The sequence below is a fragment of the Staphylococcus sp. HMSC068C09 genome (assembly GCF_001813735.1).
Classification (GTDB): Bacteria; Bacillota; Bacilli; order Staphylococcales; family Staphylococcaceae; genus Staphylococcus; species Staphylococcus hominis.
On record NZ_KV813753.1, the window covers coordinates 230224 to 242396 of the forward strand.

At 31.0% G+C, this 12173-nt stretch carries 12 protein-coding genes; 11 read left to right on the forward strand and 1 reads right to left on the reverse strand.

From position 1 onward, the window contains the following. Positions 1-146: 146 nt before the first annotated feature. Together ebpS and ypdA are read left to right on the forward strand one after the other, a co-directional pair. On the forward strand, positions 147-1673 hold the full coding sequence (ebpS, locus tag HMPREF2930_RS03580; protein WP_037541042.1) for an elastin-binding protein EbpS: 1527 nt from the start codon (positions 147-149) through the stop codon (positions 1671-1673). Positions 1674-1823: 150 nt separating this feature from the next. Beyond that, positions 1824-2810 (forward strand): bacillithiol disulfide reductase YpdA, encoded by a 987-nt coding sequence (gene ypdA, locus HMPREF2930_RS03585; protein WP_037541041.1) that lies wholly within the window; start codon positions 1824-1826, stop codon positions 2808-2810. Positions 2811-2872: 62 nt separating this feature from the next. Here ypdA and HMPREF2930_RS03590 read toward each other — a convergent pair whose 3' ends face one another. Then, on the reverse strand, positions 2873-3841 hold the full coding sequence (locus tag HMPREF2930_RS03590; RefSeq protein WP_017176285.1) for an asparaginase: 969 nt from the start codon (positions 3839-3841) through the stop codon (positions 2873-2875). Positions 3842-3916: 75 nt separating this feature from the next. On the opposite strand from HMPREF2930_RS03590, the gene cmk reads away from it, so the two are divergent. The 9 genes from cmk (at position 3917) to ndk (ending at position 12041) form a co-directional block, all read left to right on the forward strand. Next, complete coding sequence (gene cmk, locus HMPREF2930_RS03595) at positions 3917-4573, forward strand: (d)CMP kinase (RefSeq protein ID WP_017176286.1); 657 nt, start codon at positions 3917-3919, stop codon at positions 4571-4573. 310 nt (positions 4574-4883) lie between these two features. Continuing rightward, positions 4884-6062 carry a 30S ribosomal protein S1 gene (gene rpsA, locus HMPREF2930_RS03600; protein ID WP_017176287.1) on the forward strand — a complete coding sequence of 393 codons (1179 nt, stop codon included), beginning with the start codon at positions 4884-4886 and terminating at the stop codon, positions 6060-6062. A 184-nt stretch (positions 6063-6246) separates the two neighbouring features. Then, entirely contained in the window at positions 6247-7557 is a 1311-nt protein-coding gene (gene der, locus HMPREF2930_RS03605; RefSeq protein WP_017176288.1) for a ribosome biogenesis GTPase Der, read from the forward strand. Positions 7558-7571: 14 nt separating this feature from the next. Then, the gene (locus tag HMPREF2930_RS03610; protein ID WP_017176289.1) at positions 7572-8570 is read left to right on the forward strand and encodes an NAD(P)H-dependent glycerol-3-phosphate dehydrogenase; all 999 of its coding nucleotides are present in this window, start codon (positions 7572-7574) and stop codon (positions 8568-8570) included. 168 nt (positions 8571-8738) lie between these two features. Further along, entirely contained in the window at positions 8739-9011 is a 273-nt protein-coding gene (locus tag HMPREF2930_RS03615; RefSeq protein WP_002449794.1) for an HU family DNA-binding protein, read from the forward strand. Positions 9012-9199: 188 nt separating this feature from the next. After that, entirely contained in the window at positions 9200-9781 is a 582-nt protein-coding gene (locus HMPREF2930_RS03620; RefSeq protein WP_017176290.1) for a heptaprenyl pyrophosphate synthase subunit A, read from the forward strand. Next, positions 9781-10482: a demethylmenaquinone methyltransferase gene (locus tag HMPREF2930_RS03625; RefSeq protein WP_037541038.1), complete on the forward strand. Its 702-nt coding sequence runs from the start codon at positions 9781-9783 to the stop codon at positions 10480-10482. The genes HMPREF2930_RS03620 and HMPREF2930_RS03625 overlap by 1 nt, the downstream gene beginning before the upstream one ends. Positions 10483-10511: 29 nt before the next feature. Further along, positions 10512-11468, forward strand: coding sequence for a polyprenyl synthetase family protein (locus HMPREF2930_RS03630; protein ID WP_017176292.1), 957 nt, complete (start codon positions 10512-10514; stop codon positions 11466-11468). A gap of 120 nt (positions 11469-11588) precedes the next feature. Beyond that, on the forward strand, positions 11589-12041 hold the full coding sequence (ndk, locus tag HMPREF2930_RS03635; RefSeq protein ID WP_017176293.1) for a nucleoside-diphosphate kinase: 453 nt from the start codon (positions 11589-11591) through the stop codon (positions 12039-12041). The last annotated feature ends 132 nt before the right edge of the window (positions 12042-12173 follow it).

Consider the following 12173-nt stretch of genomic DNA (forward strand, 5'->3'; position numbering starts at 1 on the left):
GACTTTACTTTACTAAAATATTTTATACAGGATATAATTAAATTACAAAATGATTTATAAGAAATTTAAAAAATGATACATATTTATGCATTACTTGGGTATAAATAATGTGACAATTAAAATAAGAAAAAGAAAGGATGTTGACTATGTCTAGAGATAATTTTAAGGATGATTTTGAAAAAAATCGACAATCGATAGATTCAAACGATCAATTCGATCGTGTAAATAATGAAACTAACGATGAAATAGACAATTTTAACAATGAAACTGATCAACAGTTTCCACCAAGAAATGCACAAAGACGACAAAGAAGAAGAAACCAATCTTCTAGTCGTAACAAAAAATTTAACGATCAGGTTAATGATTATGAAGAAGGTTCATTAGATGACCGTTATGATGAGGAAACATTTGACAAAGTACATAACGAAAGTAACTCTCATCATAATCACGAGAATGATGAGAATAATCAACGTTCCAATATAGATGAGCATTATGATGAACGCAACCGTCATTCTAATTTAAATGATCGTCATAATGATGATGATCGTCGTAATAATTCTAATCATCGTTTTGAGGACGATAGTTATGAAAATGATGATAATAGTGATGATAGAATGAATAGTGATCATCGTCGTCATCGTGATTTTGATCAAGATAATGATAGACATGAAGATCATCATTCCAAAATCGGAAAAGATGCAACCATTGCTGGAGGAGCTGCTGCTACTGGAGCTGTTGGAGCAAAAGCATCACGTAATAAAAAACGTAAAAATAATCGTCATGATGAGGAAAATTATAGAGATAATGAAAATAGAAGTGTTCAACATGACAACGAAGATAATAATGAACTAGATAATAAACATCACAGAAAAAAAGGAAATAAAGGCAAAAAAGCTGCTGCAGTCGGTGCTGGCGCAGCTGGAGCAGGTGCTGCTGGTGCTGCTGCTTCTAAACATAAACATCATAATGAACATAACAATCTAAATCATCATGATGATGATAAACATCGTGAATACGAAGATAATGATGGTTTCCAAGCACATAACGGTAAGAAAAAACGTGGTTTAATGGGAATTTTACTTCCACTCATAGCTTTATTACTTATTTTAGCTGCTCTAGCTATTTTTATTGGCATGTATCTTAACAATGACCATAAAGATAAGAATAATAACACTGCAGATAATAAAACAGAACAAACTGAGAACAAAGATAAAGATAAAGACAAAGACAATGCTACAAATGAAAAAGACCAATCAAATGAAACAGCAGCAACAAAAGAAGATAAATCAAGTGAATCAGATAATAGCACTAAAAAAGATAGTGATGAGTCAAATGAAGTAGCTACAACAGAAAACAGTACATCAAATGATAATAATGATAAAAATTCTACTGAAAATGCAACATCTGAAAATGATAACAATAAATCAAATGTATATAATAATTCATCAAGTTCAGATAATAACTCAAATTCTCAATCAACTCAAAATAACACACAATCAAGTAATAGTGTTGGCCAACAAACTCACGTAGTATCTGGTAATGATAATTTATATCGTATTGCAATTCAATACTATGGTGAAGGTACAGTTGAAAATGTAAATAAATTAAAACGAGCTAATGGCTTAACTAGTAATAATATTGTAAATGGTCAAAAATTAGTTATTCCTCAATAATATCTGAATGTATTAAAAAAGATACACCTAAAATGGTGTATCTTTTTTATGTTCATTTGAAGATAAGTAAATAATAATGTAAATATTTTTATTTAGAAATATATCAGTAAACTGATATAATATGTTAGTGATTAAAGGAGGCCATTAAACATGCAAACAATTGAAAGTATTATTATTGGTGGAGGCCCATGTGGTTTAAGTGCAGCCATTGAGCAAAAGAAAAAAGGCATAGAAACACTAGTAATTGAAAAAGGTAATATTGTAGATGCCATTTATCATTATCCTACGCATCAAACTTTTTTCTCTTCTAGCGATAAATTAAGTATTGGCGATGTGCCATTTATTGTAGAGGAAAGTAAACCTCGTCGTAACCAAGCACTTGTCTATTATAGAGAAGTAGTAAAATTTCATCAGTTGAATGTACATCCTTTTGAGGAAGTATTAACAGTTAAAAAAATTGGAAATAAATTTACAATTACAACAACTAAAGACGTGTATGAATGTAAATTTTTAACAGTTGCGACTGGTTATTACGGTCAACATAATACTTTAGATGTTAAAGGTGCGGATTTATCTAAGGTTAAACATTACTTTAAAGAAGCACATCCATACTTCAATCAAGATGTTGTGGTTATTGGAGGTAAGAATTCTGCAGTAGATGCAGCTTTGGAATTGGAAAAGGCTGGGGCAAATGTGACTGTATTATATCGTGGAGATCGATATTCAGCAGCAATTAAACCTTGGATTTTACCAAATTTTGAATCTTTAGTTAACCATGAAAAAATCGATATGGAATTTGATGCAAATGTTACTGAAATCACTCAACATTCAGTAACTTATGAAAAAAATGGTGAAACAGTAACAATACCAAATGACTTTGTTTTTGCAATGATTGGTTATCATCCAGACTATGAGTTTTTACAATCTATTGGTATAGATATTCATACTAATGAATTTGGAACAGCTCCAATTTATAACAAAGAAACGTATGAAACAAATGTGGAAAACTGTTATATTGCTGGTGTTATAGCAGCTGGTAATGATAATAATTCAATTTTCATTGAAAACGGTAAATACCATGGTGGCATTATCGCTCAAAGTATTTTAAGAAAAAAACAAACTCCACTAGAAAGTTAAATTTCATTTATTTTAATTAAAAGAGAGAAACAATGAGTGCATCATCATTGTTTCTCTCTTTTTTAAGTTTCAAAGTATTCTTTCAATTCCTTGTGATTCATATGATTACTTAAACCAATTAAAAGTTTTAATCTTGCTTTAGGGCCATTTAATCCGTTAGAAAAAATAAGTCCCTCTTCAGCTAATCGAAAACCTCCACCTTCATAATCATATACTGGACTTACAATGCCATTAAATGAGCGAGACACAAGTACGATAGGAATATCTTTTTTGACACACGATTCAATACCTTTTAAACAACTTGGGGGTAAGTTACCTTGGCCTAACGCTTCAATAATTATACCTTGAACATTTTGTTGAGCATAAAATTCTAAAACATCCTTAGTCATCCCCATATACGCTTTAATTAATGGCACATTTAAACTCTCATCTATTCTTGGAAATACTGTTTGTCGATATGGACGATTATAGAATTGAACACGATCTTTAGTTAAGATACCTAAAGGGCCTTGATTAGGACTCTGAAAGGTATTGATATTCGAAGTATGTGTTTTAGTAACATTTCTCGCAGTATGTATTTCGTCATTAAATACGACCATCACGCCTTTATCAGAAGCTTCTAATGAAGTTGCAACTCTAATTGCTGAAATAAAATTATATAGCCCATCTGAACCAATCTCGTTTGATGAACGCATCGCACCTGTTATAACAATAGGTTGACTTATATCGATTGTTAAATCGAGCAAATAAGCTGTTTCTTCTAACGTATCTGTGCCATGTGTAATCACACATCCATCATAATGATTCTTAGAAAATTCCTTAATAATGATGTCTTTTAACTTTATTACATGAGAAAGTGTGATATGTGGTGATGGGACATTAAAAGGACTTATTTCATATACATTTGCATATTGACCTATGATGTTTTTATGTAATGAAATAGGATTGATGTCATTTGTAACGACCTGATTGAGTTGATTTTGAGACATACTAATTGTTCCACCTGTATGAATAACAAGTATTTTTTTCATTAAACTCCTCCTATTTTTAAAATATATATTTATGATAAAATAATACAGATAAAACAACAAGAAAGGAAAAATGTTATGAATCCAATTAATATTGCATTAGATGGTCCTGCTGCTGCTGGAAAAAGTACAATTGCAAGACAAGTGGCTAGTAAATTATCAATGATTTATGTCGATACTGGTGCAATGTATCGTGCAATAACGTATAAATATTTAAAGCAAGATGCTCCTGAAGATTTTCAAAATTTAATTAATCATACTTCTTTAGAATTAACTTACAATCCATCAAAAGGACAACGAATTATTTTAGATAACGAGGATGTGACAGACTATCTAAGAGAAAATGATGTCACGCAACATGTTTCATATGTTGCATCAAAAGAACCTGTACGCACATACGCCGTACAAAAACAAAAAGAATTAGCAATAAAAAAAGGAATTGTTATGGACGGTAGAGATATTGGTACCGTCGTTCTTCCAGATGCTGAGTTAAAAGTATATATGATTGCCTCTGTAGATGAAAGAGCTGAAAGAAGACAAAAAGAGAATGAATTACGTGGCATTTCTTCCACTTTAAATCAATTAAAAAAAGAAATTGAAGAAAGAGATCATTACGATATGAATCGTGATATTTCACCTTTAAGAAAAGCGGAAGATGCTATAACAGTGGATACAACGAGTAAAACTATAGAAGAAGTAACTGAAGAAATATTAAAATTAGTAGAGAATCTGTAATTTTTGTACATAGCTATTTAATTTAATTCGTCAAATGACTAAAATATAAGCGAATTATTTTAAATAGCTATTTTAGTTATATATAATTAATTATGGAAATATAAACAATAAATTTTCTTAATCTTATATTCAATCATAAGTTTCGATTTTTATTGATATTAATAAATATATTTTTTCTATTGCTCAATATTAAATAATTTTAAAAAATGATATATTTTTTAAAAACTTATGAAACTAAAGGGGTATTTCTTGACAATTCCTTGTGTTTATAAGATGTTATAGTTATGTAGTGTATAAGGAGGCAAACATGATGACTGAAGAATTCAATGAATCAATGATTAATGATATTAAAGAAGGTGACAAAGTCACTGCAAAAGTTCAACAAGTTGAAGATAAACAAGTAGTAGTTCATATTGATGGGGCTAAATATAATGGAATTATTCCAATTAGCCAACTTTCAACTCATCACATTGAAAATCCAAGTGAGATTATTTCAGAAGGTGATGAAATTGAAGCATATGTAACCAAAATTGAAATTGACGAAGAAAATGAATCAGGCGCTTACATTTTATCAAAACGTCAACTTGAAACCGAAAAATCATATGAATATTTACAAGAAAAGCTTGATAATGACGAAGTAATCGAAGCTAAAGTTACTGAAGTAGTTAAAGGTGGCTTAGTTGTGGATGTGGGCCAAAGAGGATTCGTTCCTGCGTCACTCATTTCAACTGATTTCATTGAAGATTTCTCTGTATTTGAAGGACAAACAATTCGTCTTAAAGTAGAAGAATTAGATCCTGAAAATAATAGAGTCATTTTAAGCCGTAAAGCAGTTGAACAAGCTGAAAATGACGTTAAAAAAGCATCGTTATTAGATTCACTTAATGAAGGGGACGTTATCAAAGGGAAAGTTGCTCGTCTTACTAACTTTGGTGCTTTTGTAGATATTGGTGGCGTTGATGGATTAGTTCACGTATCAGAATTATCACATGAGCATGTTCAATCTCCTGAAGACGTGGTAAGCGTTGGACAAGAAGTGGACGTTAAAGTTAAATCTGTTGAAAAAGATTCTGAGCGTATTTCTTTATCTATTAAAGATACTTTACCAACTCCATTCGAAAATATTAAAGGTAAATTCCACGAAAACGACGTTATCGAAGGTAAAGTAATTCGCTTGGCTAACTTTGGTGCTTTTGTGGAAATTGCTCCTGGTGTTCAAGGACTTGTACACATTTCAGAAATTGCTCATAAACATATTGGTACACCAAGTGAAGTGTTAGAACCAGGACAACAAGTGAGCGTTAAAATTTTAGGTATTGATGAAGAAAATGAGCGTATTTCTTTATCTATTAAAGCTACATTACCAAATGAAGATGTGATTGAAAGTGACGAAGCTACAACTCAATCATATTTATCTAATGAAACAGATGAAGACAATCCAACATTAGGTGACGTTTTTGGTGATAAATTTAAAAACTTAAAATTCTAATATTAAATATTTTATTATTTAATTTAATGATGAGAGCAAGAAAAGATATTCAAATAGAATTCTTTCTTGCTCTTTTTTATTTATCTTTACTCACTATCTATCGTATGACAATATATACTTGTTTTTAAATCATCATTGCATATGATAAAATTATAGAGATTTTAGAAAGAGAGGAAGTTAGCTTATGACTAAACCTATTGTAGCAATTGTAGGTAGACCTAATGTGGGTAAGTCTACAATTTTTAATAGAGTAGTAGGTGAACGTGTATCAATTGTTGAAGATACTCCAGGTGTTACGCGTGATCGTATTTATTCTTCAGGCGAATGGTTAACACATGAATTTAATATCATTGATACTGGAGGCATCGAAATCGGAAATGCACCTTTCCAAACACAAATAAGAGCTCAAGCAGAAATCGCTATTGATGAAGCAGACGTAATTATCTTTATGGTAAATGTAAGGGAAGGTCTCACTCAAAGTGATGAAATGGTAGCTCAATTACTTTATAAATCAAAAAAACCTGTTGTTTTAGCAGTAAACAAAGTAGATAATCCTGAAATGAGAAGTGATATTTTTGATTTTTACTCTTTAGGTTTTGGCGATCCTTATCCAATTTCTGGTTCACATGGTTTAGGTCTAGGTGATTTATTAGATGAAGTCGTTAAACATTTTAAAGAAGAAGATAGTGATCCATATGATGATGACACTATTCGTTTATCTATTATTGGTCGTCCAAATGTGGGCAAATCTAGTTTAGTAAATGCCATTTTAGGTGAAGAACGTGTTATTGTATCAAATGTAGCAGGTACAACTCGAGATGCTGTAGATACTGAGTATAGCTATGATGGACAAGATTATGTGTTAATAGATACAGCAGGTATGAGAAAAAAAGGTAAAGTATATGAATCAACTGAGAAATACTCTGTATTAAGAGCTTTAAAAGCAATTGAGCGTTCAAATGTGGTGTTATTAGTTATTGATGCCGAAGAAGGAATTATTGAACAAGATAAGCGTGTTGCTGGATATGCTCATGAAGAAGGAAAAGCAATGGTGATTGTCGTAAATAAATGGGATGCTGTAGAAAAAGATACTAATACCATGAAAAAATTTGCTGACGATGTACGTAATCAATTTCAATTTTTAGATTATGCACCTATCGCTTTCGTATCGGCAAAAGAGCGACTACGATTAAAAACACTTTTCCCTTATATTAGAGAAGCAAGTGAAAATCACAAAAAACGTGTTCAAAGCTCAACACTTAACGAAGTAGTAACAGATGCTATTTCAATGAATCCTACACCTACAGATAAAGGTAGACGTTTAAATGTCTTCTATACTACTCAAGTGGCTATTGAACCACCAACATTTGTTGTATTTGTAAATGATGTTGAGTTAATGCATTTTTCTTATAAACGCTATCTCGAAAATCAAATTAGAGATGCATTTGGTTTTGAAGGAACGCCTATTCATATCATCCCTAGAAGAAGAAACTAAGAGGAGAGATTAAGATGACTAAGATTACGGTTTTTGGTACAGGAAGTTTTGGTACTGCATTAGCAAATGTTTTAGCAGAGAATGGCCATTCAGTTTTAATGTGGGGGAAAAATGAAAATACTGTAGATGAAATCAATCAATCTCATCAAAATAAACGGTACTTGAAAGACGTAACATTAAATGAAACGATTAAAGCAACAAGTCAATTAGAACAAGCAGTTAATTTTTCAGATATATTTTTAATTGCTTTACCTACAAAAGCAATTAGGAATGTTGTGACTGAAATTGATCAACATATTAAAACTAAAAAAACGTTTATTCACGTTGCAAAAGGTATTGAAAATGAAACATTTAAACGTGTATCAGAAATGATTGAAGATTCAGTATCTAAGAACCATAAAAATGGCGTAGGGGTACTATCTGGACCAAGTCATGCTGAAGAAGTTGTAATTAAACAACCCACAACTGTTGCAGCTTCGTCAAAAGATGAACACATAAGTAAACTTATTCAAGATTTATTCATGAATGATTACTTAAGAGTATATACTAATAATGATTTGATAGGAGTAGAACTAGGTGGTGCACTTAAAAACATTATTGCTGTAGCAAGTGGTATTGTTGCTGGAATGGGTTATGGTGATAATGCTAAAGCGGCTTTAATGACAAGAGGTTTAGCTGAGATTAGTCGACTAGGTGAAAAGCTAGGGGCTGATCCTATGACTTTTCTAGGTCTTGGTGGCATTGGTGATTTAATTGTAACGTGTACGTCTACTCATTCAAGAAATTATACTTTGGGATATAAATTAGGAAAAGGTAAAACGACTGAAGAAGCACTTAACGAAATGAATATGGTTGTTGAGGGAATTTACACAACAAATTCAGTATATCATTTAGCGAAGTCTCAAAATGTTGATATGCCAATAACCAATGCTTTATACAAAGTATTATTTGAAGATAAACCAGTGAAAGATAGCGTGAAAGATTTAATGGGGCGAGATAAAAAAGCTGAATAAAGTGTAATTTTGCTATTTAACACAAATATTTTATAAAATTATTCACGAAATACTGACAATTCAACGTTTTAAGTATATAAATCGTTGCGGTAAAGGGAATTATTGTGTTAAAGTCATACCATAATGATATAAATTTATCATTATCATTCATCCGGAGGTGAACTCATAATGAATAAAACTGACTTAATCAATGCGGTTGCAGAACAAGCTGATTTAACTAAAAAAGAAGCTGGTTCAGCAGTAGATGCTGTTTTCGAATCAATTCAAAACTCACTTTCTAAAGGTGAAAAAGTTCAATTAATTGGTTTCGGAAACTTCGAGGTACGTGAACGTGCTGCACGTAAAGGACGTAACCCTCAAACAGGTAAAGAAATCGAAATTCCTGCAAGTAAAGTTCCAGCATTCAAAGCTGGTAAAGCATTAAAAGATGCTGTAAAATAATTTACTTAAAAAAGCCCTATAAGGGCTTTTTATTTTATATATTGTTTAATTCTAAATACATATGTTTTATTTATAATTGTACAATTCACTGTGAAGCGACTATGAAGTTATTTTCGTCATAAGCACTATATTTTATTTTTATGAATATAATGTTAATATGTATATTGATACTAACGTGAGGTGTGAACATGGAAAGAACATTAAGCAAATTAAATAGACAAATTACTCAAAGGCTTAAAGGAATTAATGAATATGAAGCAATTCACATTAATAAAGGATTAAGTGATGTTTTAGATCATTTTAATATTCCAGAAAATGCTAAACTTGCCTGCCTCACTATTGATACTTCAATGAAGCATCTAGATGATATTTCTAAAAATAAATTATCTAAGAAATCAATTCTAATTGGTGACTTATTAAGTGCTCATTTTTATACTTTAATATCTGAAATTGGTGATGTATCATATCAAAGACTAATGAGTGAAGCGATTATCAAATCTAATGAGCTTAAAACTTCATTGCATCATCATTCACTCGAGCGTCATGATATATATAAGGCTGTGTTAGATATAGAAACACTTTTCCCTTTTATAACTATTTCTCATTTTACAGATATTGAGATCTCTCAATATGAAATATTTGAAAAATTATTTAATGGGGTACATCAATATTATCCCTCTTATTTAAGTGAATATGATGAAGATGAAATCAACCAAATTATTAAACATATAAAGCAAAGCGATAAAGAGAAAAGTAGAGGTAATAATTAATGACTGAAAATAATGCAAAAAAAGAACAAGTTCATACGGTTTTTCAAAATATTTCTAAAAAATATGATCGATTGAACAATATAATAAGCTTCGAACAACATAAAATATGGCGTAAACATGTAATGAAAGATATGAATGTGTTACCTGGAAGTAAAGCACTTGATGTATGTTGTGGTACAGCAGATTGGACCATTGCTTTAAGTAGAGCAGTAGGACCTAATGGAGAAGTTACAGGTTTAGATTTCAGTGAAAATATGCTTGAAGTTGGTAAAGAAAAAACTAAATCAATGCCTAATATTCACTTAGTGCACGGCGATGCTATGAATTTACCATTTGAAGATAACACATACGATTATGTAACCATTGGTTTCGGTTTAAGAAATGTGCCTGATTATTTAGCAACATTAAAAGAATTAAATCGCGTATTGAAACCAGGCGGTATGATTGTATGTTTAGAAACAAGTCAACCAACATTACCCGTATTTAAACAAGTTTATAAACTTTACTTTAAATTTGTGATGCCTATTTTCGGGAAGTTGTTTGCTAAATCTAAGGAAGAATATGAATGGTTACAACAATCTACATTCAATTTTCCAGATAAAACTAAATTAAAGCGTTTATTTGAACAGGCTGGTTTCAGTCATGTAAAAGTTCGTAGCTTTACAGGTGGCGTTGCTGCAATGCACCTTGGCTATAAATAGAAAGTTCTACTAAATAAAAGGTGATTAATGTGGCAAAGTTAAGTATGAATAGTGAAATTAAAAATGTTGAAAAGCGTTTAAAAAATGCTATTAAAAGTAATGATTCTGTATTACAAGAAGCAGCATTTCATTTATTATCTTCGGGTGGCAAACGAGTGCGTCCAGCATTTGTTCTTCTTAGTAGTCAGTTTGGACCAAAAAAAATTACTGAAGATACGTATCATGTTGCAGTAGCTTTAGAATTAATTCATATGGCAACACTTGTGCACGATGATGTGATTGATAAAAGTGACAAACGTCGTGGTAAATTGACGATTGAAAAAAAATGGGATGTTACTACCGCTATCCTAACTGGCAATTTCTTACTAGCTTTAGGTTTAAAACAACTTTCTAAAATTGAAGATCATCGTGTTCATACTATTATTTCTAACGCAATTGTTGATGTTTGTAGAGGCGAGCTCTTCCAATTCCAAGACCAATTTAATAGTCATCAAAATATTACGAACTATTTGAGACGTATTAATAGAAAAACGGCGTTGCTTATTCAACTTTCAACGGAAGTTGGTGCAATAACATCACAAGCTGATAATGAGACGATTCGAAAATTAAAAATGATTGGTCATTATATTGGAATGAGTTTTCAAATTGTAGATGATATTTTAGATTTTACAAGTACTGAGAAAAAATTAGGTAAACCTGTGGGTAGTGATCTAATGAATGGCCATATTACATTACCAGTTTTATTAGAGATGAAAAAAGACCCAGTTTTCAAAAAACAAATTGCTGAGTTATCACACCTGACAAATAAAAATCAATTTGGCCCACTTATTGATCAAATCAAGAATTCAAATAGTATCACACAATCTCAAGAAGTGAGCGATCACTATTTAAATAAAGCACTCGACTTAATTGATCAATTAGAGGAACCAAATGCTCAAAATTTATTTAGAAAGCTTATTAAAAGAATGCGATCTAGAAATACTTAAAAATAGAAAAAAGTTGAAAGCGCTTTAACAACCTGTTAGTATTTAGTAGTAGTAGGTTGTTTTCTATTAAATGTATTTATACATATTAAATCAATTTTTTTAATTAGGGGGATTTGTATAATGGAACGCACTTTTTTAATGATTAAGCCAGATGCAGTACAACGTAATTTAATAGGAGAAATTATTTCTAGAATTGAAAGAAAAGGTTTAAAAATAGTTGGCGGTAAATTTATAATTCCAACTAAAGATACTGTTAACGTACATTATGCTGAACATACAGAGAAGCCGTTTTTTCATAAACTTGTTTCATTTTTAACTTCTGGACCTGTGTTTGCCATGGTTGTTGAAGGAGAAGACGCAGTTGCGGTATCTAGACATATTATCGGAAAAACAAATCCCACTGAAGCCGATCCCGGTACTATAAGAGGCGATTATGGTTTAACAGTAGGGAGAAATATTATTCACGGATCAGACTCTGTAGAATCTGCTGAAAGAGAAATCAATTTATGGTTTAATGATGATGAAATATATAGCTACGAAGCTATTAGGGAAAATTGGCTTTATGAAGAATAATTTTTTAAAAGTGGAATAAACTGGAATTTATTTTCCATTCAACCATTGACTGCCAACATGTTAGAAAGTACCTAAGACAACAGTTGTCTTAGGTACTTTTTTATATGAAATTATTTGAATTTTCAAACACCA